The following is a 25,175-nucleotide window of genomic DNA, read 5'->3' on the forward strand; positions in this document are numbered from 1 at the left end:
ACGGAATCCTGAACCTCGCTGAGAATTTGACACGATGTTCCGAAAGTACAATACTGCGTAAAAGCAAGCGCTTAGTAACGCAATGTACGGGCCTGCCCCTCAATGGCGGCTCTGAGCCGCGGCGTAACCGACTTTAAGCTTAATCCGCGTACCTTGAGGTACGGCAGGTCCATACATGATGTATAGGTATCCTTAACATTCATAGCGAGCCTGAAGACACCGAGACTTATTGCGCGCTATATGACTGGCCAGATCGTGTGCGTAGATAGCGGCGCCGATGCGTTGTTCCGTCCCTCGTACGTTTAAAGCTACGGCCCCTACGACTGCATCTTTCGACGGCCCCCCTTCTTGCTCAGGAATCGATATGCCGGATATAGAACTCGTCTTCGACGACTATCGCGGTATCGCGACGATACGAGCTCCGCCTGTTCCGCAAGTGAGTAACGGTATGTGTTGCAGGCAAGTAAGCCGCCGCGCTTTCAGGGAAAGTGAGCGCGAGGTAGAAGTCACAATTTAACGCTTGTTGGTTGCCTGTTCGTAAAGACCCTCACAGATTCACCCACGGTACTGGGTCTTTGGTGACGCAACATGCGGCGCATCTAATGCGGCATCAAGCGCAATGAAGGAGAAGTCGATGGCTCGTGCTGGAAAGTCGCTGCGTTTAATGGTTGAACACTGGCTCGCCCCGGAGCCCCCGAATCGGTGTCGCGTCACTCAGTTTAAAAACAGGCACTCCACAGGGGAATGCTATGTATGCGTCGAGACATTCAACGCGACGGGGCGGGTTGCAATGTTCTTCTTTCGTCACCAAGACGGCACATGGCGCATATTCCCGCCTAGTCGAGAAAGGCCAACTATGCGCGCAAATTATTGAATCGGGACCCTCTAAGGTTGAAACATGACCGACGGTAAATCAACAAACGAGCAGGCAAGGGTGGTCCGGTCAGGGCCTATTCAAATGGTACCCACACACGGCGCTATGACTGAATCATGCTTCTACCATGTCGCTGAAATCGGCGAATTTACGAGCGCGAACCCGCTTCGTAAGGAAGTAAACGGGTGGCCCCTACTGATCGTCCGCGACGGAGAGGAGATCCACGCTTTTCGCAATCTCTGCACCCATGCCTGGGCTCCGATGAACGCAGCGCGGATCAGTGAAGGTGCGATCATCTGTCCCTTTCATGGTGCCAAGTTCGACGTGCGCACCGGCCGATGTCTGGACAGCGGGCTTGCATGCATGTCCGGTGGTGGCCTCGCCCCGCTCACCCGGGTCAAGACCAGGTTGGTCGGCGATCGCGTCGAGGCGGCGATATCCGCTTCCAGGGGGCGATGCCGTCGATGATCCGTCGCAAACGACGGCTAAAGCCTATCAAGTACCCACGGATACCGACACTTCGGTTGCATCAATGCCCCGAGAGTTGTGCCTAATCCTGTAAACGGACGCAGAGGCGATCTATCTGCGGCTAGCATGGGAGGCCTGGTACAGATCCCGGAACGGTTTCATTGCCCATCATGAGATTCCATGCCTGCAAGGAAATTTCCCAGCTGGTCGCCCGTCATGCAAAACGGCTCAAAAAAACAGGGGAATCTTGGATGCAAGCGTATCGCATTTATTCCGGCAGAAAGGCCAACATGCCGTCGATGGTGGCGCCCGGCACCCTATGAACACTTTCGGGCGTCGGCTCGCCATCAATCCAATCGGGGTGGTAGGGGATGGCCACGCGCTGGAACTGGACTCGGTTGGTCGGCATGACACGGGCTCCGCAAAGCAATGCCGACAGCTTCTCAGCCCACATGCTCACCAGGTGAGCATGGTCGAGCTTGGTGCCTAATCAGTTGCAGTTTTGGCTAACGCGTCGACATCGTGAGCATGGTTCGCGCGACAGTGGTGACCATCCCAAGCATGAGGGCTTTGTGTTCAAGCAGCCGCAAGGGGTGCGGTTCGGGCCGGGATAGGCGCCCATTCTTGATCGATCTGCCGGCGTGAACTCCCATGCCGTTTCTCCAAAGGTGGACGGGTTTCTAAGCGATTGCTTTGGATCGTAGAGGGTTATCGGCTCGCTGTCAGTTGCTGTCGCTTACGGCAACGGCGGCGACAAACCCAGGCGCGCCGTGCACGCCCGGCGACGTTCAAGGTGACTTGTTCTTGCTCGCATGAGCCGTGTTGGCCTTTCATCGGGCTGCCTGCGCGCGATGCTGGCCAGCACAACGCAGATGACCTTGGCATGAGGGCTCCGTGCGGCCACCGTGGCGGCGTGATCTGCAGGCTGACAGGCGGGAAACCGGACGAGGACTAGGGTAAATTCGGAGTGCTGAACCTCGCTGAGAATTTGACACCATGTTCCGAACGTACCATACTGCTGGAAAGCAAGCGCTTAGTCATAGAGAGGCTTTGATGGCAGGAATATTTGGTGGGTCGAGTTTTGGGTTCCCTGCCGCCGGTCGCCGTGGTGCCCGGAGCCGTTGTGAATCGTCTTCCCGTGGTGCTCAAACAAGGGGCTCGCGTGCAAACGAGAGATATCGAGAACCTTTCGCCGGCGATGCGCGCGGGCAAGCGTTCGGCGTGTTTGGGTGGGATGGTTTCGGAATGGGCGCAGGGTCGCCCTTCGTCCGAGGCATGGTCAAACCCGTTGGCGCGACTGTCTCGTTCGGTGGACGGATCGTCGATGCCGAGCGCGGCCGGGTAAGTGGCGGTCGTGCTTCGCCGCCGTCGACTGAGTGCTTCGTGTACTGAGAACAGCCGAATGGCAGGATTTCAAATGAATACGCTCGACCCCGGCATTTCAGAGGAACTTGAGGCATTCAGGTCGACCGTGAAAAAATTCATAACGACTGAAGTTGCGCCGAACCGGCAAAGATGGCGGCAGCAGCGCTGCGTGGACCGCCAAGCTTGGATTAAAGCCGGTCAGGCTGGACTTCTCGGAGTCAGTATTCCAATGGAGTTCGGTGGCGGTGGAGGCTCCTTCCGCCATGAGACGGTGATCATGGAGGAGTTTGCGCGTATCGGGTTCCTCGATTTCTATATTCCCCTCCACAACGCGATCGTCGCTCCCTACTTCGTGCGATTCGCGTCGCCAGCACAAAGGGAGCGCTGGCTGCCCACGTTTTCGAGTGGTGAATGCATCCTTGGAATTGCCATGACGGAGCCTGGCACCGGTTCGGATCTCCAAGCCATTCGGACCACTGCTCGGCGCGACGGTTGCTGCTACGTCATTCAGGGCCAAAAGTCGCTAATCAGCAACGGGCAATCGGCCGATCTAATCCTGGTCGCAGCAAAGACGGATCCCGCGAGGAAGGGTAAGGGGATCTCGCTTCTGGTGGTTGAACCGGGCAAGGTCGAAGGTTTTCGGCGCGGGCGCACCCTTGAGAAGGCTGGATTGCACGCCCAAGACACGGCTGAATTATTTTTTGATGATGTGCGGGTGCCCGAGGAAAACCTGCTTGGCGAAGTTCCTGACCAGGGATTCGCACAGTTGATGGACAGCCTGCCTCAGGAACGCCTCGTCATCGCGGTTCAAGCAGTCGCATCGATGGTCGCGGCGCTTGACGAGACGATAAGCTACGTGAAGGGGCGAACGGCATTTAACGAGCGGATATTCGATTTTCAGAACACGCGCTTTGTCCTGGCGGAGTGCGCCACTGCGACTCAGGTCGGAAAAGCGTTCGTTGAAAAGTGTGTGGCGCAGCTGGTCGATGGCCAATTGGATCCGTCGCTGGCGGCGATGGCAAAGCTATGGGCAACGGAACAGCACTTCCATCTTGTGGATCGCTGTCTGCAGCTGTTCGGCGGTTACGGTTACCTCTCTGAGTACCCAATTTCGCAAATGTGGGCCGATGCCCGTGTGCAGCGAATCTTCGGTGGAACGAGTGAGATTATGAAAGAGTTGATTGGCCGCGGTCTCTGAGTTTCAAGTACTGGAGTTGATATGAGTGATTGTTTCATTTTCGACCATGTCAGGACGCCGCGGGGGCGTGGGCGCGCGGACGGCGCCTTACATGAGGTCGCCCCTGTCCGGCTTGTCAGCGCGGTCCTTCAGGCGTTGCAGGAGCGGGTCGACCTACCGACGCACCTCGTGGACGACGTCATCATGGGTTGCGTAGAGCCCGTTGGCGAGCAGGCGACCAACATTGCCAGGCTTGGGGTGTTGTGCGCGGGATATGCTCAAAGTGTTGGTGGTATCCACGTGAATCGCTTCTGCGCGTCGGCACTGGATGCGATCAACATGGCGGCCGCCCAAATAATGGCCGGGCAGACGGATTTGATGGTGGCAGGTGGTGTGGAGTCCATGTCGCGGGTTGGCATGGGTGCTTCCGCGGGGGCTTGGTCGTCCGACCCTTCTGTTGCAATCCAGTCGTATTTCACACCTCAGGGCATCGGCGCGGATCTGATCGCGACTAAATGGGGATTCTCTCGTGAGATGCTGGATGGCTTCGCCGCGCGCAGCCACCAGCGCGCGGCCCGCGCCTGGGACGAAGGCAGGTTCGAGAAGTCGGTGGTGCCGGTGCGTGATATTTTGGGTTCGGTGTTGTTGGAACGCGATGAGCACATCAGGCCGACAACAACGGTGCAGTCCCTGGCCACGCTTAAGCCCGCGTTCGAACGAGTTGGTACCGAAATGGGTTTCGATGCGGTCGCGCTCCAGCGATACCCGGAGGTAGATCGCATCATCCACCTTCATCACGCAGGCAACTCCTCGGGCATTTGTGATGGCGCCGGGGGCGTACTGCTGGGTACAGCGGAGGCCGGTAAAGCAATTGGAGTGCGTCCGCGAGCTCGCATACGCTCATTCGCGGCTGTCGGCTCCGAGCCCTGCATCATGTTGACTGCCCCAGAGGCGGCGACGCGTAAGGCATTGGCGCGTGCCGGCATGGAACCAAAGAACGTTGACTTGTTCGAGATCAATGAAGCGTTCGCGTCCGTCGTGCTGCTGTACGCACAGCTACTCGAAATTGACCAAGAACGGCTGAATGTCAATGGCGGCGCCATTGCCATGGGGCATCCGCTCGGCGCCAGCGGCGCCATCATCCTTGGGACTGTCTTGGACGAACTCGAACGTCGAAACCTCTCCACGGCCGTGGTGACTTTGTGCGCCGGGGCAGGGTTGGGAACGGCCACGGTAATTGAAAGGATGTGAGTCGATATGAGCAATATTCGCTTCGAGATTCTTGAAGGCGGGATCGCGGTGATTGCCTGGGACGACTCGGATCGTTCCATGAACGTGCTTTATCCGCAAGCGTTGCGCGACTTCGAGGCCGCGGTGGACCGCGTGAGCGCCGATCCCGCGATCCGCGCCGCCATCGTTACCAGTGACAAGCCCAGCTTCATTGCCGGGGCTGATCTCGACTGGTTCCTTTCCCTGCAGAGCGAGGCCGCACGTGCCGACCCGGAACTAGGCTCGCAACTCATATTCAAGACGTTGTACGACACCTCGCTCGTGTTCCGGCGCTTGGAGAAATGTGGCAAGCCCTTTGTTGCCGCGATTAACGGGACGGCATTAGGGGGCGGATTCGAGCTCTGTCTGGCGTGCCATCGGCGGATCGTGGCCAACGACGAATCAATCCAGATCGGATTGCCGGAGTCCAAGGTTGGATTGTTCCCGGGAGCCGGCGGTACGCAGAGACTACCGCGCATGATCGGCCCGTTGCCCGCTTTGTCGCTGCTGCTTGATGGACGAGTACTCAGCCCCCGCGCCGCCTTGGCTCAGGGGTTGGTGGACGAGGTGGTCCCGCGTGAGAGTCTGATGTCAGTCGCATTGGAGTGGGCGCGCCAGGCGACTGAGGCGGACGCCCGCAAACCGTGGGACTTGCCGGGCTATCGGCCACCTGGAGACGATCCGACAAGCGCATTGGGAGCGGTTCACTTCTCGGTTGCGATCGCGCAGCAACGAAAGCGCACACTCGGCAACTATCCAGCGTCTGATGCAATCCTGAAAGCGGTATACGACGGGCTTTTGGTGCCGCTGGACGTCGCCTTAAAAATCGAGTGCCAGTATCTCACGAAGGTCATGCTCGACCCGGTTTCACTCAGCATGATTCGAACTCAGTTCGTGAGCCGCCGCGACGCCAACAAGCTTACGCGTCGTCCTCCAGCCCCGCCCACTCTTGTACGGAAGATTGGCGTCCTCGGCGCCGGGGGCATGATGGGTGCGGGCATCGCTCATGTGGCCGCGCGGGCCGGACTGGAGGTTGTCCTCCTCGACGTCGATGCCGCCGCGGCCGCCCAGGGCAAGGCCAAGACGGAGCGGCAGCATGCCCGAGCAATCGCGGCCGGGTCGATGACGCCACAGGAATCGCAAAACATTCTGGGCCGGATGCATGCATCCGACGACTATGGGCTGCTCGCCGATGCCGATCTTGTCATCGAGGCGGTGTTCGAAAATCGCGATATCAAGCGTGATGTCTTCAGTCGCGCACGTCGTGTCATGCGATCGGACGCCGTCCTGGCGTCGAATACTTCCACGCTGCCCATCAGCGGACTTGCTGAATTGTCCGGGCGCACCGACGATTTCATTGGCCTGCACTTTTTCTCCCCGGTTGAGAAGATGCCGTTGGTCGAGATCATCAAGGGCAAAGGCACCGTCAGTCGAACCTTGGCTCTCGGCATGGATTTCGTAAGGCAGTTGCGTAAGACGCCCATCGTCGTAAACGACAGCCGTGGGTTCTACACCAGCCGCGTATTTGCGACCTATGTAAATGAGGGTATGGGCATGCTGTCCGAAGGCGTCAACCCGTCGCTGATAGAGAACGCTGGCCGGGCGATCGGGATGCCGGTTTCGCCTCTGGCATTGTGCGACGAGGTTGCCATCGATCTTCTGTACAAAATTAACAATCAGACCAAGTCCGACCTGGGCGCGAAGTACGTGCCCGTCGTTGGCGAGGATGTGATCGAGACCATGGTCGAAACCTTCAAGCGCGTGGGAAGGAAGGGTGGCGCTGGCTTTTATGACTACCCGAGCGAGGGGACCAAGGTGCTATGGCCGGAGTTGAAAACGCACTTTCCGCAGGCGACAGTGCAGCCATCGTTCGAAGAAGTAAAGAATCGGTTGCTTGTGATCCAGTCGCTAGAGGCTGCTCGCTGCTACGAAGAGCGGGTCATCGATGATCCACGCGACGCGGACGTAGGTGCCGTTCTTGGCTGGAATTTCGCAATTTGGACCGGCGGGCCGATTTCGTACATTGACATGCAAGGCGTCCAAGAGTTTGTGGATATCTGTGACGATCTGGCAAGCAAGTATGGAGACCGCTTCGCCCCGAATAATCTGTTGCGTGGCATGGCGGCAAAGCGCGAACGGTTCTACGCAAATTAATCCGCCGAAGCTTCGGTCCTCCTGATTAGCGATGAACCTCAGCAACCCGGATAACCGAATCCCGGATCGGGTCGGTGGCCACGGCGGCTCTGGCGAGCCGTCCGAGGATCGATCTCAGGTCGTACCTCCGGTTGAAGCGGTATTGCACTTCTGCCAAATAGCGCGCGGCGTACTTTGCGAACTTGATCGCGTGGTAGGTGCCGGACATGGCGGTCTTCAGGTTTCCGAGCAGCATGTTGACTGCCGTAAAACTGCGTGAGAACGATGCCACGATTACCGACACATCGGTTACATCGATCCCCCGAGACTTGTGCCTAATCTTGCATACAGGGGCACAGGGGGCGCTCTGTGGCTAACATGGAACGAGTGAGGCTTCATCTGTATTTTCACCTTCCCAAAGCCCCAAGTATTGGAGAGTACGCAATGCCCAAGACTGACCCCATCACGCCATCTTCTCCAAGGAGGGACGAGATCAAGGATCGCCTGCGCCAATGGCGCGAAGGAACGCTGCCGAAGGGTATGACGTCGCTGGGACTTGATGGGAGCGAGGAAGTTGGCGAGCCGGGCACGCCGCTGCTATTGGAGGGGCATGATTTCCTGCAAGATGTCGGATTGCCGGGCGAGTATCCGTTTACGAGCTGGCTCTACCCGACTCGGGCTCTCAGCGGTGGCAAGGAGACCCGTACCCACCGTGCCGGGCGCTATTCCGGATACGGCACTTCTGGCGACTGCAGAGACTATTACCGTGACATGCGTGCCAAAGGCTTTGCCATCGGTGGTGCCAATATAGCTTCAGATCTTCCAAGCCAACTCGGTTGGGATTCAGACAATCCCCGAGCCATTGGGGAAGTCGGCCGGGTTGGTGTGGCGATAGACAGCTTGCGTGACTTCGAAGTGCTGTTCGAGGCGTTTAGGGACGAGTTTGAGATCGACAGAATTTCAACCAATTGGACGATAAACGCGCCGGCAATCGTTTACGTCGCGTTTTATTGTGCTCTGGCGATCAAGCGCGGCATCGCGCTCGATAAGCTTCGTTGCACACCGCAGAACGACATCCTGAAAGAGTATTGTGGGCGCGGGCAATACATTTTTCCGCCCAGGCCGTCGATGCGGCTCATCCGCGATGTCATCGTCTTCATGCACGAGCGCATGCCTCGCTCAAATCCTATCAGCATCTGCGCCGAGCATATTCGCTATGCCGGAGCAACTACAGTTCAGTCTTTCGCGTTTGCGTTTGCTAACGCGAAGGAGTACGTGCGTACGGGAATCCGAGCAGGTTTGCCTGTCGATAGTTTCGTGAAGCGGTTTACATATCGTGGCTTCGGTGACTCCACGTTGAATTTCCTGTACGGCATAGCCGCTCCGCGCGCGGCGAGGCGGATCTGGGCGAGGATCATGCGAGAGGAGTTTCACGCCCGGGAGGATCGCAGTTGCATCCTAAGGGGGGGGGAGCACGCCTGGGGAAACTCGTACATGCGCATGACTGATGTGCGCCCTGTCAACAACATCGCACGCGCGACGATCGAGGCGATTATTCAGGCTACTGCGAGCGGCGAGATTGCAGGGGGAGTCCCGTTCGACGAGCCTCTGGGGCTTGGGCATAGCCTCGAGGCCCAACAGGTCTCTCGTGATATTGCCCGGATAGTTCAGCATGAAGCGCAGTTGAGCGAGTGCCTTGATCCCTTTGCCGGTTCTTACGTCATCGAATCCCTCACAAACAAGATCGAAGAAGAAACCGTCACTGAACTCGAAAACGTCGAGCGCCTTGGTGGTGCAATTGCTGCCATTGAAACGGGCTACTATCGGACGCAGGTCTCTGCGTCGGCGTGGGAAGCTCAACGTCTTATCGAATCGGGTGAAAACATTTGGGTGGGCGTGAACCGGTTCAACGGGCCGGAAGAAATCGACACCAACGTGAGCAGAACGCCGGAGTATCGAGCATCGACCATAGACACGGCGGAGGAAAGGCAGCTGAAGGACCTCCGGGAGCTCCGTCAGCATAGGGACCACAAGGCCGTAGCCTCGTCCCTGACGGCATTGGCCGGGGCCGCGCGAGACGAGCAAACCAATCTGCTTCCGCATTTGATTGACTGCGCGCTAGCGTACGCGACTATTGGCGAAATCTGTGACGTGCTACGCGACGTTTTTGGGGAGGCAGCAAGTGGCGCCTACTGAATTCGACGTGGCTACGAGTCCGGCATCCGAGTTGATCTCGGATTTGCGAAGCCGCCGTCTGCGCTTGATTTTGAATCGACCCAATGCGAGGAATGCGCTGACTCCAGCTCTCCTGGACGGGATTTCACGCATCGTTTCTGCCACGGAAGCGAACGAGGATATCGACTTGGTGACGCTTGAGGGCGCCGGGCAGCAAGCGTTTTCCGCTGGCTTTGATATCAAGGTAATGGCGTCTGGCGGTGTTGATCCCAAGAGAGACTACGTGGGCGATGCGGTGAATGCCATACGTAGCTGCCCGGCGCCGACCATTGCCCTGATCGATGGCTATTGTTTCGGTGCGGGGCTCGACTTGGCACTCGCGTTCGATTTCAGAATCGCGACTGCACGCGCGAGCTTCGCGATCCCGGCAAATCGTCTTGGAACCGTCTACGACCCCAAGGGCGTTAGCCGCATCATTGGTGCAACGGGTGCGGCTACTGCACGCCGGCTTTTTATTCTCGGAAAACGGTTTGATGCAAACGAGGCAATGGCTGCCGGGTTGATATCACTTGTGGTTGATGAAGGTGGACTTGAGCAAGCCGTCGCGGACTGGGCGGACATGACCGGTCAGTCGAGGTACGCGGTTCGTTCGCATAAGCGCATCATCCAGACTCTTCTCGCACAGGCCGATCGATCAGACGAGTTTTGGATGCCGCTTCAGGCACTTCGGGCGAAGGCGCTCGATGGGAAAGAGCGACACCAAGCCATCAATACTTTCATCAATCGCGGAAAGCGCTAGGCGGAGTTGCTATGCCTGAAACTGATATTGCATCAAGACCCATTCGTGTCCTATTCGCGAAGGGGGGGCTCGATGCTCATGAACGAGGCATCCATGTTGTGGTGCTCGGATTGCGAGACATGGGATTCGAGGTGATCTACCTGGGATTGCGACGCTCGCCCGAAGAGATCGTGCGTGCTGCTTCCGATGAGGATGTGGACGTTGTCGGAATCAGCTCGTTGTCCGGAAGTCATAGGAAATTTGTCGGAACCACGTTGCGCTTGCTTCGCGAATCCAACATCTCGTGTGGCGTTGTTCTCGGAGGCCTGATTCCTCCTGAGGATCGAGTCGCTCTCATTGATGAGGGCGTTGACATTGTTTTTCCTCCCGGGACCCTGGTACAGGATATCGCGGAGCAATTGCGAGCATTGGTTGTGAACAAGAGGATTCGACAGCAATGAACAAGTATTCCGACGAAGCGAAAAATGCCACCTCGGGCGACTCAAAGAAGATCCGTGGGCCGCTCCATGGGATCACTGTCGTTGATTTGAGTTGGCATTTGGCGGGCCCCTATTGCACTCTGATCCTGTCGGATCTGGGAGCGCGCGTCATCAAGGTGGAGCCGCCCAGCGCCCACGGCGGGTACGACCCATCAGGATTCGCGCGTCATAAGTTTGGGGATGAAGATGCCCATTACATGGCGTTGAATCGGAACAAACAGAGCGTCGTTATCGATCTCAAGTCAAAAGAAGGTCGCGCCGCGTTCGAATCGTTGGTGGCGAAGGCGGACGTTGTCTTCAACAACTTTCGTGCCGGAGTTATGCGGCGACTGCGGCTCGACTATGAGAATTTGCGCAAGGTCAATCCGTCGATTATCTGTGCCTCGTTGAGTTCGTTCGGAAAGGATGGACCCTATGCGAGCCGACCCGGCGTGGACCTCGTCGTTCAGGCTCTGTCCGGGGGCATGAGTATAACCGGCGAGATCGGACGTGGGCCCGTCAGGGCAGGAATACCGCTGGGAGATCTGGCAGGCGGAATGTGGGCGGCGATTTCCATCATTTCTGCAGTCCGGTCGCGTGAAAAGGGACTCTCCAAAGGAATGGATTTGGATGTCTCGCTCCTGGATGGCCAGGTCGCGATGCTTCCTTATATGGCTGCATACCATTTCCTTGACGGTTATATACCGGGCCCTCAAGGATCTGGTGGGCACGCCCCGACGTACAGGGCTTTCCAATGCGCCGATGGCCGTTATGTCGTCATCGCCGTGTCAGACCAGAAGTATTGGGAGCGTCTGTCAAAGGCGATTAATGATCCGCGGATCATGGATAGCCGCTTCGCTACACCTCACAGCCGTCAAGCCCATCGGCAAGACTTGGAATCGATTCTGGAAGAAGACTTCCTGCGCTTTGCGAGCGCTGAGTGGTGCGACCGGCTCACCAAGGCGGACGTGGGGCACAGTCGCGTCAATCGACTGGACGAGGCGCTGAGCGATCCGCAAGTCGTGCACCGGGGGATGATCATCCCCATTCAACATCGATCGGGGGCGATTCACCGGTTTGTCGCGACACCCACGAGGTTTCCTGAGTTTGAAATGGAACACACGCCGGCGCCCTTGATCGGTGAGGATACCGATACCGTCCTTCGAGAATTCGGCTTGTCTTCCGAAGCGATCGAGGTGATCTTGAAGCAAAAGGAGGCGACCCATGCCAAGCAGTGGTAACGCACGTCAAGGCTCGAGTCAGAATCCCTTGGAGGCACTTGCCAGGTTCGCTGCCATCGATCTCCGACCGGAGCGGAAGTCCGTCATGCACGCAACCGCCCGCGCGATCATTGATTTCTTTGGAATGCTTATTTCAGGCACGGTTAGTGAGGAGGCGATACCCATTCGTAACTATGCCAGGAGTACATGGCAGCCTGGTGAATCTACGGCGCTAGGATTGAGCGGGCATTTCGGGGCTGAGTGTGCCGCTTTCATCAATGGCGCTACCGCGCACATTCTCGACTGGGATGATTGTCTTGAACCTTTCGGAGGACACCCTACAGCGGTAGTACTCCCCGTACTGATCGCGCTGTCAGAGTCGGGGAGTGTCAGCACGCGGGAGATCTTCGAGGGCTATATCGCCGCAGTCGAGGCAGCCGCCGCATTGGGTCGGTGTCTGAACTGGACTCACTACGAGCGAGGTTGGCACCCGACGGCCACGCTTGGAATTTTTGGGGCGACGATTGCTGCAGCCAGGCTATTGAAACTTAACTTCGAAATGACCACGCGAGCGCTTGCGATCGCCGCTTCCTTGGCGTCCGGAATTAAAGGGAATTTTGGGACGGCAATGAAATCTGTCCAGGTCGGATTGGCCGCCAGCAAGGGAATCATGGCGGCCAAACTGGCGGCCGCCGGCGTTTCGGCGAATGAGGGAATATTTCAAGGCGCCCACTCCTTTCCCTCGGTTTTCGATGGGACGCCAATCGTCGACTGGAGCCCGCTACAGCGCATCGGCATGGATTGGGCTTTGCTCTCACCGGGGCTGATTTTCAAGCTCTACCCTTGCTGTGGAAGCACTCATGCGTCTATCGATGCAATCCTGAGTCTGCGGAGTCAATTCGATATCGATTGGAAGCGGACCCGCGAGATCGAAATTGGCGTGCACCCGCGTCGATTACCGCACGTGAACCGGCCTCGGCCCAAAACTGGCCTGGAGGGAAAATTCAGTCTTCAGTACACGGCCGCCGTTGCGCTTGTGGACGGAGAAGTACGACCCGACCACTTTCTTAAAGAAGCCTTCGATGATCAGCGCGTGCAGAGTTTGCTGGAGCGCGTCGTCGTGAAAGAGCTGCCGCCCGCCGAACAGACGATCGTCGAGGGGCGGGATGATTGCTATGCCGCCACGGTGCGCGTTTTCACGGACGAAGCCGAGTATTTGTTGCATGTCGATGCGCCGAGCGGATCAATCCCAGAATTTCCGGTCTCCGATAGTGAACTCGAGCGGAAGTTCAGGTCCGCCGTTTCTCCGGTAATCGGCCGGGACAATGTCGACCCGCTGTGGGGCCAAATGAACGACTGGTTGATCGGCAAGACGGGCACGCAAGCATTCTTGAATCACGTCAATCGATTGATTCTTAAGAACAACTGAATCAAATGATCGACGGCGATTTACCTAGGAACAATGAGTAACAAGGTCACGGTATGGTGAAGAAGGTAGAGGCCGATTTCCAGGACGAGGCTGTGTCGCCTGTGTCTCGATGGCTCTGTGGAATTGACGTCGGACGGACGATCACGGCTGCGGCTGCGATAAATCTCGAGACTGGCGCCTGGCGCTATGCCAAGGCGCTGACGACTCGACCTGATTCCTCAGTCGGAGTCCAGAATGCAGTGCGAACAGCTGTCCCGGACCGTACGGGGGAAGGCATCGAGCTTTGCCGCGCCACCACGTTGGCAACCAATGCGTTGATTGAAAGACGTGGCGCAGTAACCGGGCTGGTCACGACTCGCGGATTTGGGGACTTCATAGATATTGGTCGGGAGACTCGCTACGACATCTACGATCTCAAGGTGCCGCTCCTCACCCCTTTGGTGCCGTCGGAACTGCGCTTCGAGATCGATGCCCGCGGCAATCCGGTTGGATCGGGTAGCCGGCGTTGTCGCTGGGCTGATCGTGGCGAGCTTCGTGATGTTCGCCGGCGTGTTCGAGTTTCGGGATTGCAGTGATGCTAGAGAGTATTGAGTCCCTTATGGTTTCGCCCGAAGTCTTGACCAGCGCACGCCGTTTGATTGCGGGCGATTCTCAAATCCTCGCCCGGGCGATTTCCTGGGTAGAGAACGGGTTGGATGTCGGGAGCGATATTTATCAGGAGATTCTTCCTCATTGCGGAAATGCACTGGTCGTTGGTGTGACGGGCCCGCCAGGCTCCGGAAAATCCACATTAGTGGGTTCATACGTGAGCGTATTGCGCAATCTTGGACGAAAGGTGGCTGTAGTCGCAATTGACCCCTCCAGTCCACTAACGGGCGGCGCGTTGTTGGGCGACCGGATTCGAATGTCAAAACACGCTGAGGATCGAGGTGTTTTCATCCGGTCATTGGGATCGAGAGGCGATCTCGGCGGTATGACGTGTTCAACGTATCAGATCGTGGATCTGATCGACGCGGCGGGTTGGGACGTCATTATCGTTGAGACGGTCGGCGCGGGTCAGTCCGACTCGGATGTCGCTGCCCTGGCAGATGTCAGCGTGGTCCTTTGTGCTCCGGGTGCGGGTGACCAGGTCCAAGCGTTGAAGGCCGGCGTATTGGAGGTGGCAGATGTATTGGTCGTCAATAAGTCAGATATGCCCCAAGCGATGCTGACTTCTCAGCAGCTAAGGACGATGCTCGAAACCCGGAGGATCACGGGAGGAAAGGTTGCCGAGTTCGTGAACACAACGGCGATTCTTAACCAAGGTTTGTCGGAGTTTCACGATGCGATCACCCGAGTTGCCCAAAGGGAAGTTGGCCATCCAAAACTTCGAGTCCAAGAACGAGCCAGGCGCACGCTGCTTTCCAAGGCTGCGAAGGTATCGCGGGACAGGATTCTTAAGTTGGCAGGATCTGAAGTTGAGAAGATCTGTTCCGACTATTTGGCGGGAAGGATGTCGCAAAGCGAATCTGTCGAGCGATTGATATTCCTGTGTACGGGATGAGGCTACTAGAACTCTAGGAGGTCGATCTCAACACGAGCGGATAAGTGACCGAGCGCGCCAACGCCGCGGGTAGGCAACGAAGTGGCAAAGGCATTTTGGACAACGCCGAGTTCGGCGACGTTGCCGTGGCTGTGGATACGGGCTGGCCATCGATAGTGGCGTTGCTTGTCCTGAATTCCAGTCAGGGGACCATTTGCATTCAGGAGACTTCATGACCGGCTTTCTGCTCGAGACGCGTGACGACGCCGTTGTCACGCTCACCATGAACCGTCCCGAGGAGCGCAATGCGCTGACCGAGGAGCACCAGATGCTGGAGTTCGTCGACGCTTGCGAGCGCATTCGCCGTGACCTCACGGTGGGGGCCGTGGTGCTCACGGGCGCCGGCAGTGCCTTCTGCGCCGGTGGCAACCTCAAGAACATGCGCGACAAGAAGGGCTTCTCGGCCGGCTCGCCGTCGGACATCCGCGAGGCTTACAGGAACAGTATTCAGCGCATTCCGCTGGCGCTGTACGAGCTGGACGTGCCGACCATCGCCGCGATCAACGGGCCGGCCATCGGCGCCGGCCTGGACATCGCCTGCATGTGCGACATGCGCATCGCCTCCGACCGCGCAAAGTTCGCCAGCAGCTTCGTCAAGCTGGGCATCGCTGCCGGCGACGGAGGCGCCTGGCTGCTGTCGCGCGTTATTGGCCAGCCGCTGGCTATTGAGATGATGCTCACCGGAGACACCATCGATGCGCAGCAGGCGCGCGAATACGGCCTGATCGGCCGCGTGGTGCCGCATGGCGAGGTGTTGCCGCAGGCAATGGACCTCGCCCGCCGCATCGCCGCGAACCCGCGGCGCGCGGTGCGGCTGTCCAAGCGGCTGCTGCGTGAGAGCCAGGCGATATCGCTGGCGGCCTCGCTGGAGATGGCGGCGGCCTACCAGGCGCTGGCGCACTACACCAGCGACCACGACGAGGCGGTGCGCGCCTTTCTCGAGAAGCGCGAGCCGATATTCACCGGTCAATAAACCTGGATCACCATGCACTTCGACGACGTCCCCGACCTGAGCCCCTATGAGGCTACGCGCGAGCGCGTGCGTGAGTTCTTGGCCGTGCATGCGCGACAGGGCACCTTCGTGCCCTGGAAGACCACTTGGAGCACTTTCGACGCCTCCTTCACCCGCAGCGCCGGCGAGCACGGCTTCATCGGCATGACGTGGCCGCAACACGTGGGTGGCTGCCAGCGCTCTGCGCTGGAGCGCTATGTGGTGGCCGAGGAGATGCTGGCCGCCGGCGCACCTTGCGGCGCGCACTGGATCGCCGATCGCCAGTCCGGCCCGCAGATCCTGCGCCACGGCAGCGACCGTGCACGCCAGGAGATTCTGCCGCGCATCGCGCGAGGGGAATGCTGGTTCGGCATCGGCATGAGCGAGCCCGACGTCGGCTCGGACCTGGCGTCGGTGCGCACGCGCGCCGACAAGGCGCCCGGCGGCTGGCGCATCAACGGCAGCAAGATCTGGACGACCAACGCGCATCAGGTGCACTACATCATCGCACTCGTGCGCACCGAGCAGGCCACCGCGCGCAAGCATGACGGGTTAACGCAGCTCATCGTGGACATGGATGCGCCCGGCATCACGGTGCGGCCGGTGCGCGACCTTTCGGGGCACCACGAGTTCAATCAGGTGCACTTTGACGACTGCTTCGTCCCCGACGACATGGTGGTCGGCGCGCCGGGGCAGGGCTGGCAGATGGTCACCTCGGAGCTGTCGCTCGAGCGCTCGGGGCCTGACCGCTTCCTCAGTGCCTACCAGTTGCTGGACGCGCTGGTCGAGCGCATCGGGCCCGAGCCGCAGCCGCACCAAGCCATGCTGGTCGGCAAGCTGGTGAGCCAGCTCACGGCGCTGCGCCGCATGTCGATCTCGGTGGCCGGCATGCTGGAGGCCGGTCACAACCCGGCCGTGGAAGCTGCCCTGGTCAAGGACTTGGGCACGACTTTCGAGCAGCAAACGGCCGAGCTGGCGCGCCTGGCGGTAGAGGCGCAACCGCGGCAGCACGCGGCCGCAGATCCTTATGCCGAAGCTCTGGCGCAGGTGATGCTCACCTCGCCAAGCTTCACGTTGCGCGGCGGCACGCGCGAGATCCTCCGCGGCGTTATCGCACGCGGATTGGGGCTGCGATGATCGACATCATGACGCAAGAGAACGACGAGGTCGCCGCCATCGTGCTGGACCAGGCTGCGCGCCTGTTCCAGGGCGAGGTGACGCGGCAGTTGCTGGCGGACGCAGATGAGGGCGCCTGGCAGCAGGCGCTGTGGCAGCAGGTGGCGGCCGCAGGCCTGCAGTTGGCGCTGGTGCCCGAAGCGGATGGCGGTGCCGGGCTGTCGCTGTCCGTGGGCCTGGCCGTAATGCGCCGGGCAGCCCAGTGCGCGTTGCCCTTGCCGTTGGGCGAGACCATGCTGGCGCACGCGCTGTGGGCGGCCGCCGGCGGCGAACTGGCCGACGACGTTCACGAGCAGCCGGCGACCCTGGCACCAGAGCCGGGATCCGAGAACGGCGGCCTGCGCATGACCCTGCGCCGCGATGCGGATGGCTGGCAATTGAGCGGAGCGCTGCAGGGCGTGCCCTGGCCGGAGCAGTCGTCGTTCGTGCTGCTGTGCGCGCGCGAAGAAGGTGCCCAGACGATGCTGGTGCGGCTGCCTTGCGCCGGACTGCCCTGGGCGCTCGATGCCAACCTCGCGCACGAGCCGCGGGGCAACTGCACGCTTGATGGCCACGCGGTGGCCGCGGCCGACGTCCGTCCGGCACCGCTCGACCTGCGCGACGCCGGCCTGCAGCCGCACGGCGCGCTGCTGCGCGCCTGGCAACTGTCGGGCGCCATGCAGCGCTGTTTCGACCTGGCGCTGGCCTATTCGCGCGAGCGTGTGCAGTTCGGCAAGACCATCTCCGCCTACACGCCGGTGCAGACCATGCTGGTGGAGATGGCGGGGCACATCGCCGCTGCCGGCGTGGCCTGCGAGGGAGCGGCAAAGATGGCCGGCGAAGACTTCCTTCGCGCCGTCGCCGTCGCCAAGTCGCGCGCCGGCGAAGCGGCCGGCGTAGTTGCCGCGCATGCCCACCAGGTGCACGGCGCCATCGGTTACACGCAGGACCACGGACTGCACCATTTCACGCGCAGGCTCTGGTCCTGGCGCGACGAGTTCGGTAGCGAGGCGCACTGGAACCGCCGCCTAGGAGCGGCCGTGTGCGCGCAGGGCGGCGCCGCGCTGTGGCGCGCACTGGTGCGCAGCGCATGACCCGTCGAACGGTATTGACATCGGCCTGCTTCACTCGTTTTGAACGATGCCGGCGAAAGCCGGTACGCCACAGGTGCCAGCGGCAGCGCACGATCGGGAGTTGCTGGCACTCTGGCGCGATGACCATCCAAGGGGGATGAATGAATGCCGTAATGCAAGAAATTGGGCGCACCGGGATGTCCTTCGTATCGACGAAACGGCCGAGCGGAAGCCAGCGCGCGACTGCGGTTATAAAACACTCCGACGTATTCGAACAGGGCCCGTTGTGGCCTCGCGGTTTCCACGCTGATCGTTTCGATCGCTTCACGAATCGACCGAGGAAACGCCTCGAAAAAAGGCGCCAGGATTGCCTCTAACTACTGACCCACAAAAAATCGTTTGAAGAGCCGGTATTAATCGGCCTTAACCATTGAAGAGGAGACGTGTCCGTGAAATCCCTTAATAAGCGGTTTTCTTTATTTGTACTGCTAATTATTTATGCAAATGCAGCGTATGCACAAGGCAGTGTCACCTTGTACGGCCTCATGGATGCCGGCGTGAATTACATCAGCAATGATCGTGGCAAAGCCAACTGGACGCAGACCAACGGCATGGTAAATGGCAATCGTTGGGGCCTGAAAGGTGCCGAAGACCTTGGCAGCGGCATGAAAGCGCTATTTCAGCTGGAGAATGGCTTCTCCGGCAGCGGAACATTGGCGCAAGGTGGTCGCTTATTTGGTCGCTACGCTTGGGTCGGGCTGAGCAGTGACACGTACGGCATGGTCACGATGGGTCGCCAGATCGATCTAACTGTTGAGTATATCGAGCCACTCAGCAGCCTTGCGTTCACGGGAATCGCACATCCGTTCGATAACGACAACATGCTTAACGAGGTCCGCCTCAACAACGCGATCAAATATACGAGCCCCAACTTGGGCGGGTTTAAATTCGGGGCACAGTACGCGTTCAGCAACAGCGCCGACGGCTTTGCCGCCAATCGGGGCTGGGGTCTTGGCGCGGGTTACACGAGAGGGCCGCTCGCCTTGGGTGTATCGTACTTGCACCTCAATGCGCCGGACTCGAATACGTCCGGGGCCGTTGTCGGGGATTACATTAATGAAAATGTCACGACCACGTCGGCGCTGCAACAAAACGGGCTCCCGTCCGCTGTATTGCGGGAGCAGGTCTGGGCCGCCGGCGTCAACTATCAACTCAGTACAGTAAGACTCGGCTTCGTGTATAGCCATTCGATGCGCAACTCGGCGGCAGACACGCTCAAGTTCGACAACTACGATGTGAACGTGACCTATCAGATCACCTCGGCGTTCTTCCTCTCGGGCAGCTACACCTTCACGGATGGCAAACTGGACCCGATCGGAGCAGAGCCGAAATACCACCAGGCGTCGCTCATGTTCGACTATTTTCTGTCCAAGCGCACCGACGTTTATTTGCTGAGCGTTTATCAGCACGCGGCAGGCGCAGCGACTATCGCAGCGATTGCGCCCGACGCCTATGGTGGCACTGGCCGGTCGACCAGCAAGAACCAAACGTTGATCCGACTTGGGCTGCGTCACAGATTTTAATTGGATATCGCAGAAACGGACGCGCGCCCGCATTCCCGACTCAAATCGGTGGCGCGTCCGGCAGACGCCAAAAAATGATGCTGGGCGTCACTTTTTGAAAACTGTCAATGCGACTCGGTGCGTGGCGTCAAGGATGAACTGCCTGGGGGGCATCGTCACCGATTAACCAGTTTTCTTTTGTATTTTTGCGAGAAAGTTCAGCAGCATGGGGGGGGCAAGTATCGGATATGCGTGACCGATGCCATAGCCGGATATCTTTGGAGATTTTCGCGAGAGTTCTTGTAGCGGTAATACGCGTAGTCGACTTCAACGTGAAGGTCCGGGTGAAGTCGGACGGCGCGGACCGCGCGATCCTCGTCGAATCGAACGAAGACCTGCAGCCGCTCGCCGTGGCGAAGTTCCTGAAGGCGGTGGTCGATAAGGAAGCGCCGCAGCTCGTCATTCTTGGCAAGCAGGCCATCGACGATGATTAGAGCCAGACCGGCCAGATGCTCGGCGCGCTCGCGAACCGGCCGCAGGCCACGTTCACCTCGAAGGTGACGATCGCCGACGGCAAGGCGACGGTGGCCCGCAAGGTCGACGGCGGAGCCGAGACGCTCACGCTGCCGGCTGTGGTAACGACCGATCTGCGCCTCAATGAGCCACGCCATGTGACGCTGCCCAACATCACGAAGGCGAAGAAAAAGCCGCTCGAAACGGTGAAGCCCGAAGACGTCGGTGTGGATGTAGCGCCGCGTCTGAAGACGCTGAAGGTGGCCGAGCCGCCCAAGCGCAGCGCCGGCGTCATGATGCCAGACGTGAAGACGCTGGTCGAAAAACTGAAGACCGAAGCCAAGGTGCTGTAAGGGGAGCGCAAAGATGACGATTCTGGTAATTGCCGAACATGACAACGCGTCGATCAAGGTTGCGACACTGAACACGGTGGCCGCTGCAGCAGTGACGGCAACACTGATCGACGCGGAAATTCATTTGCTGGTCGCAGGTTATCAGGCGCATGACGCGGCGGAGGCGGCGACGAAGGTCGCGGGCGTGAGCAAGGTGCTGTTGGCCGATGCGCCGCAATTGGCGGACGGTCTCGCGGAAAACCTCGAGGCCACGACGCTCAGCATTGCAAGGGCCTATTCGCACATTCTGGCGCCGGCGACCGCATACGGGAAGAACATTGCGCCGCGCATCGCGGCGAAGCTGGACGTGGCCCAGATTTCCGACATCACCGCAGTTTGCAGTGCGGACACATTCGAGCGGCCGATTTACGCGGGCAACGTAATCGCGACGGTGCAGTCGAGGGATCGGATCAAGGTAATCACGGTGCGCGCAACGAGCTTCGAACCAGTGTCGGCGGAAGGAGGGGCCGCGGCGATTGAGAGGATCGACGCGGCGCCCCACTCAGGCATCTCGCAGTTTGCGAGCCGAGAGGTCACGAAGCTGAACCGCCCGGAACTGACGAGCGCGAAAATGATCGTGTCGGGCGGCCGCGGCCTTGGTAACGGCGAGAACTACATGAAGGTGCTAGAGCCGCTCGCAGACAAGCTCGGTGCAGCACTGGGCGCTTCGCGCGCGGCAGTGGACGCAGGCTATGTGCCGAACGACTACCAGGTGGGGCAGACGGGCAAAATCGTCGCGCCGGAGGTTTACGTGGCCGTCGGCATTTCGGGCGCGATCCAGCACTTGGCCGGTATGAAGGATTCGAAGGTCATCGTCGCGATCAATAAGGATCCTGAAGCACCGATCTTCAGCGTTGCGAACTATGGTCTCGTCGGCGATTTGTTTGCTGTTGTGCCTGATATGGTATCGATGCTTGAATAAAATATCTCGATGGGTATACAAAAAATTGATCCGTCGGCTCCCGCACCATCGCGTAGACCGCCACTCTTACTCCAGCCTAGCGCGGCTTTCTCAATGCAACGCCCCGGTCTGCCACGCATTGGCGCGAAGCCGATGCAAAGCATCAAGCTTGCCTCTAACACCTCGATATACCGCCGTTTGAACCGGCGACGCGGGCATCGCTGCGATAGTCGTGCCCACGTGGTTCGCGCCGATGAGAACACTTGCGCGTGCGGCACACTGCCCAACCTACTGCACGGACTGTAATGGCTAATGAATCCGGCTCATCGTTGGGCCTCTCATCGATGAGCGTTCGTGGCACCGTTTCCGCCGTCTGCTTCGATCAGCCCCTGGTGCTTCGCATTGATCGGCGCCGCGACCAATACCGCCTCGGCGAAGCGTCGCAATGCATCCAGCGTGCCATGCACGCTTCTGTACTCCTGTGTGCCGATACGTGCATCGAGCGTGACAGCCATCCCCGAGGCGACGGCTAGTTCAATAATGTCCATCGTTCATCTCCACCACTTACACGTGGATGCTTCGCAACCGTGGCGTGTCATTGAACTGCGCCGCGCCCTGGTGTCGATTCGCACTTAAGCGAAAAGTCCACGGTTTCCTCTCGGGTCTGGTCAGTCCAAAGACAATGTCGGTTTCTTTGGCGCGGGAGGAAAAACAGTCCATGAGCCGTCGTCCAGCCGGAAGAAAAAGACCCTCAACGCACCCCTCGCTCCGGTTGCCTCCAAGCATACGCAGCGGCCGGATAACGACTGCTTGCGCGGCGATCGCGCTAGCCGATAGCTGCCCCCCGACGCGAGACCAAGCCACTTGTCGATGAGCCAACGCAACGACTGTCCGCCCGTACCCATTTCTGCCTCCTGCTGCCTATTGCCGAATCGCTCGCTACCATTTGCGGCCTCGACCGGGTGGCAACACAGCTTGGGTTTTTTCGTGTCGCACCGGCCGGAAAAATGAAATTTAGCTCGGCTTCTCGCTCATGGAACGATTGTTTTTATCTTTATGGAATTCGCGAAAGCCATTTTTGCGAAGCTTGATATTCCCCCACGCGAACGGGAGATCATTGCGCTTGCCGTGAGCTATTGTCGAAAGTGGTGTTCGGGGTCCGCGGAGCAACGGAACAGGGAAGTCAGCTAAGCGTGTTCATAAGAGGGTCGTCCAGCGAACACCTGCGCCGCTGGCTTCGGCTCGATACAGATCAAGGTTGCTGACGTCTCGTTAAGATGGTCCGATAAATTTATCGATCAACGTCTCCTAATCGTACGTCCGCCTTGTTCCACAGGGCTATTCATGTGAAGATCTTGGCTTAACCGAGTTCGCTGTTCCGTTGCTCCCCGGACCCTGAAACCCGTGAGAATCGGCAGTACGGGAACGATGCCACGGATACCGATGCACCGGTTACATCAATCGCCCGAAAGTTGTGCCTGATCCTGCAAGCAGACACCCAAATGGTTCGATCTGCCGCTACCATGGGATGGTTCAACTTCCGGATCGGCATTGTTGCCTACCATGAGTATCCAAACCTTCAGGGAAATTGCCCGGCTGCTCGCCCGTCATGCGAAAGACGAAGGTCGAAGCACCACGCCTATCGACAGCCTGGTGGTAGGACGGTACACATCCCGTTCACCGTCGATCCATTGCCCGCAATCGCCGATATTCGGGATGGTGGTACAGGGCAGAATGAGCATCGAACTTGGTGGGACGATCCAAAATTTCGGGTTGGGTGACTATCTGTTTGTGTCGTTCGATGTTCCCGTGGCGTTTCGGGTGATAGAGGCTAGCGAGGAACAGCCGTGTCTTGGACTAGGTATGGCGATTACCCCGGAGCGTCTACACGAAGTGCTCGCGAGGGTGGACTTGCCGCCACACCCCACGGCAACCGAAGGAGCATGCAGTGTCATTGTCGCCCGTGCGAGCCTCGACTTGCTGGATGCGACGCTTCGCCTGTTGCGCCTGCTGGATGCTCCGGGCGACATCCGGCCGATGACGCCCCTTATCGAGCAGGAGATCATTTACCGGCTTTTATCCGGGCCGCATGGCGCACGCGTGCTGCAACTGGCCGTAGCCGACAGTCCGGCCAACGGGGTGGCCAAGGCGATCGCCTGGCTGCGTAAGCACTACATGCAACCGCTGCGGATCGCGGAGCTTGCCGGCCAGGTCGGGATGAGCGAGTCCTCATTGCATCATCATTTCAAGGCAATCACCCACCTCACGCCGATGCAGTACCAAAAGCAACTCCGACTGCACGAAGCACGTCGACTAATACAGATCGAGCGTCGGAACATCGGCAGCGCCGGCTACGCAGTCGGCTATCAGAGCCGCTCGCAGTTCAGTCGTGAATACAGTCGGCTATACGGGGTATCGCCGCAGCAGCACATGGATGGCAGCAGTACGACCTAACGGAGGGGTTGCGCCCTCGTTGATCCCGAAAACTTCCGGGCAGCTCGGCAGGCTCCAGCATGGCTCTCTGGTGGGCTGAAGCAAGAAAGCCACGATCTGAACGTCGCCGTGGGGCCTCAGCCCGAGACAGCGTCGCACTGCGAATCCGCGACAAGTTGCATCGTAAGATGTTCTAGCGCCGCTGCCGTACGGCCATCTCGCAGTTCGCCGGCTTCGTCGAATGCTTGACATGCGTGCCGTACCAAGACTGTGGAAAGGAACGCCGCCTGAATCCGGCGTCGAGGAATGGGTACGGCTCCGCCTGCAGCGACTAGCAGCAGGAAATGCCGCGCTAACGGTATTGAACCTAACTGCGTCTGAGTGCGTGTCGCGTGCTCGTAATGCCGACGCCATTCAAGGCTAGTCGAATTAGGAAAGTCTGCCCAGACTAGGCTGCCGAGCAGCCGTTCCTTGAACAACCGAAACAGCGCCTCGGCTTGCGAGTTCACGCATGTGAAGCAATACTGATTGTCAATCGCCATGACGGCGTCGCTAATGCTGTCGAGGATCACGCTTTCGAGCGGTTGCGCGCGGGGCGGATTGCTGTTCCCGTCGGCGAATGCGGCACGCTTCGTACCCAGACACACAGACACATCTTCACCTGCAACGCGAAACACCGACCACTGAATCGTCAGCGGCGTGTCCTTACCGCACCGGTGCCTGAGTTCGATCGCTTGTAACGCTTCTCCTCCGACCAGCCGAGTGCGTCGCCGGCGCCGAGACTTGCCTGCAGGAGAACGCCCGATCCGTTCACCGTGCAGACGATATCCGGCGAACTCGCGAATGCGTCGTACAGAGAAAGCTCATCAACGCGGCACCCTTGCAAGGGCACGCCATTGCGCAACTGATAGTGAGTCGACTGCATGACAGCCGACATCTTTAAAATAGGTCATTTGAATGCATGATCCGATGGGTCGTCTTGACCGTTGGTGCCGCGTTACAAACGGCAACCTCGCGCGTTCGCGGCCGGATTGCGGCATCAATCGGGCCGCGCTACCAATAGGTTGAAAAGAGCCATCCCAGTGTAAGGATGCCGGCGAGGATAACTAACACGCTCAGAATCTGCCTAAGTGATTCCGGCATCCGTTATCTCCGTGCCGACTACGTGCTGGTCCGTGCCCGGACCATAAGCCTTTGTGTAAGGGA

20 protein-coding genes and 2 pseudogenes are annotated in these 25,175 nt (G+C 59.1%); 18 read left to right on the forward strand and 4 right to left on the reverse strand.

Going from position 1 to position 25,175, the window contains the following annotated elements; genetic code table 11:
- The first annotated feature begins 898 nt into the window (after window positions 1–898).
- Entirely contained in the window at window positions 899–1,342 is a 444-nt protein-coding gene (locus tag J3489_RS06510) for a Rieske (2Fe-2S) protein (protein WP_206996886.1), read from the forward strand.
- Between the two features lie 268 nt (window positions 1,343–1,610).
- Here the strand turns inward: J3489_RS06510 and J3489_RS06515 are convergent, their stop codons facing one another.
- A complete protein-coding gene (locus J3489_RS06515) occupies window positions 1,611–1,751 on the reverse strand; it encodes a hypothetical protein (protein WP_206996887.1) in 141 nt (46 codons plus the stop codon).
- A gap of 1,008 nt (window positions 1,752–2,759) precedes the next feature.
- Between J3489_RS06515 and J3489_RS06520 the strand changes: the two genes are divergently transcribed.
- From J3489_RS06520 to J3489_RS06530, 3 genes are read left to right on the forward strand one after another with little or no spacing between them, the layout of a single operon-like run.
- Window positions 2,760–3,905 (forward strand): acyl-CoA dehydrogenase family protein, encoded by a 1,146-nt coding sequence (locus J3489_RS06520; RefSeq protein ID WP_242539811.1) that lies wholly within the window; start codon window positions 2,760–2,762, stop codon window positions 3,903–3,905.
- A gap of 21 nt (window positions 3,906–3,926) precedes the next feature.
- Window positions 3,927–5,135 (forward strand): acetyl-CoA C-acetyltransferase, encoded by a 1,209-nt coding sequence (locus J3489_RS06525; protein WP_206996889.1) that lies wholly within the window; start codon window positions 3,927–3,929, stop codon window positions 5,133–5,135.
- Window positions 5,136–5,141: 6 nt separating this feature from the next.
- Window positions 5,142–7,307 (forward strand): 3-hydroxyacyl-CoA dehydrogenase NAD-binding domain-containing protein, encoded by a 2,166-nt coding sequence (locus J3489_RS06530; protein WP_206996890.1) that lies wholly within the window; start codon window positions 5,142–5,144, stop codon window positions 7,305–7,307.
- Window positions 7,308–7,332: 25 nt separating this feature from the next.
- Here J3489_RS06530 and J3489_RS06535 read toward each other — a convergent pair.
- Window positions 7,333–7,557 (reverse strand): annotated as a pseudogene (locus J3489_RS06535) (transposase); the annotation flags it as partial.
- 173 nt (window positions 7,558–7,730) lie between these two features.
- Between J3489_RS06535 and J3489_RS06540 the strand changes: the two are divergent.
- The 13 genes and pseudogenes from J3489_RS06540 (at window position 7,731) to J3489_RS06600 (ending at window position 21,557) form a co-directional block, all read left to right on the forward strand.
- Window positions 7,731–9,482, forward strand: coding sequence for a methylmalonyl-CoA mutase family protein (locus J3489_RS06540; protein WP_206996891.1), 1,752 nt, complete (start codon window positions 7,731–7,733; stop codon window positions 9,480–9,482).
- Window positions 9,469–10,260 (forward strand): enoyl-CoA hydratase/isomerase family protein, encoded by a 792-nt coding sequence (locus J3489_RS06545; protein ID WP_206996892.1) that lies wholly within the window; start codon window positions 9,469–9,471, stop codon window positions 10,258–10,260. The genes J3489_RS06540 and J3489_RS06545 overlap by 14 nt, the downstream gene beginning before the upstream one ends.
- An 11-nt stretch (window positions 10,261–10,271) precedes the next feature.
- Entirely contained in the window at window positions 10,272–10,700 is a 429-nt protein-coding gene (locus tag J3489_RS06550) for a cobalamin B12-binding domain-containing protein (protein WP_206996893.1), read from the forward strand.
- Window positions 10,697–11,959 carry a CaiB/BaiF CoA transferase family protein gene (locus tag J3489_RS06555; RefSeq protein WP_206996894.1) on the forward strand — a complete coding sequence of 421 codons (1,263 nt, stop codon included), beginning with the start codon at window positions 10,697–10,699 and terminating at the stop codon, window positions 11,957–11,959. The genes J3489_RS06550 and J3489_RS06555 overlap by 4 nt, the downstream gene beginning before the upstream one ends.
- Window positions 11,943–13,367 (forward strand): MmgE/PrpD family protein, encoded by a 1,425-nt coding sequence (locus tag J3489_RS06560; protein WP_206996895.1) that lies wholly within the window; start codon window positions 11,943–11,945, stop codon window positions 13,365–13,367. Before J3489_RS06555 ends, J3489_RS06560 begins: the two co-directional genes overlap by 17 nt.
- Window positions 13,368–13,420: 53 nt before the next feature.
- Window positions 13,421–13,942, forward strand: coding sequence for a hydantoinase/oxoprolinase N-terminal domain-containing protein (locus J3489_RS06565; protein WP_206996896.1), 522 nt, complete (start codon window positions 13,421–13,423; stop codon window positions 13,940–13,942).
- Window positions 13,943–13,965: 23 nt separating this feature from the next.
- Window positions 13,966–14,910, forward strand: coding sequence for a methylmalonyl Co-A mutase-associated GTPase MeaB (gene meaB / locus J3489_RS06570; RefSeq protein ID WP_206996897.1), 945 nt, complete (start codon window positions 13,966–13,968; stop codon window positions 14,908–14,910).
- 211 nt (window positions 14,911–15,121) lie between these two features.
- Window positions 15,122–15,922 (forward strand): crotonase/enoyl-CoA hydratase family protein, encoded by an 801-nt coding sequence (locus J3489_RS06575; RefSeq protein ID WP_206996898.1) that lies wholly within the window; start codon window positions 15,122–15,124, stop codon window positions 15,920–15,922.
- Window positions 15,923–15,934: 12 nt separating this feature from the next.
- Window positions 15,935–17,077 carry an acyl-CoA dehydrogenase family protein gene (locus tag J3489_RS06580; RefSeq protein WP_206996899.1) on the forward strand — a complete coding sequence of 381 codons (1,143 nt, stop codon included), beginning with the start codon at window positions 15,935–15,937 and terminating at the stop codon, window positions 17,075–17,077.
- A complete protein-coding gene (locus J3489_RS06585) occupies window positions 17,074–18,189 on the forward strand; it encodes an acyl-CoA dehydrogenase family protein (protein WP_206996900.1) in 1,116 nt (371 codons plus the stop codon). Before J3489_RS06580 ends, J3489_RS06585 begins: the two co-directional genes overlap by 4 nt.
- Window positions 18,190–18,617: 428 nt before the next feature.
- Window positions 18,618–19,751 carry a porin gene (locus tag J3489_RS06590; protein ID WP_206996901.1) on the forward strand — a complete coding sequence of 378 codons (1,134 nt, stop codon included), beginning with the start codon at window positions 18,618–18,620 and terminating at the stop codon, window positions 19,749–19,751.
- Between the two features lie 227 nt (window positions 19,752–19,978).
- A pseudogene (locus J3489_RS06595) lies at window positions 19,979–20,596 on the forward strand (electron transfer flavoprotein subunit beta/FixA family protein).
- A 13-nt stretch (window positions 20,597–20,609) separates the two neighbouring features.
- A complete protein-coding gene (locus tag J3489_RS06600) occupies window positions 20,610–21,557 on the forward strand; it encodes an electron transfer flavoprotein subunit alpha/FixB family protein (protein WP_206996902.1) in 948 nt (315 codons plus the stop codon).
- 317 nt (window positions 21,558–21,874) lie between these two features.
- Here the strand turns inward: J3489_RS06600 and J3489_RS06605 are convergent, their stop codons facing one another.
- Window positions 21,875–22,084, reverse strand: a complete 210-nt coding sequence (locus tag J3489_RS06605; protein ID WP_206996959.1) for a hypothetical protein — start codon at window positions 22,082–22,084, stop codon at window positions 21,875–21,877.
- 1,015 nt (window positions 22,085–23,099) lie between these two features.
- On the opposite strand from J3489_RS06605, the gene J3489_RS06610 reads away from it, so the two are divergent.
- A complete protein-coding gene (locus tag J3489_RS06610; RefSeq protein WP_206996903.1) occupies window positions 23,100–23,990 on the forward strand; it encodes an AraC family transcriptional regulator in 891 nt (296 codons plus the stop codon).
- A 670-nt stretch (window positions 23,991–24,660) separates the two neighbouring features.
- Here J3489_RS06610 and J3489_RS06615 read toward each other — a convergent pair.
- The gene (locus tag J3489_RS06615) at window positions 24,661–24,894 is read right to left on the reverse strand and encodes a hypothetical protein (protein WP_206996904.1); all 234 of its coding nucleotides are present in this window, start codon (window positions 24,892–24,894) and stop codon (window positions 24,661–24,663) included.
- Window positions 24,895–25,175 lie beyond the last annotated feature (281 nt).

The organism is Trinickia mobilis, from assembly GCF_017315705.1.
GTDB classification, from domain to species: domain Bacteria; phylum Pseudomonadota; class Gammaproteobacteria; order Burkholderiales; family Burkholderiaceae; genus Trinickia_A; species Trinickia_A mobilis.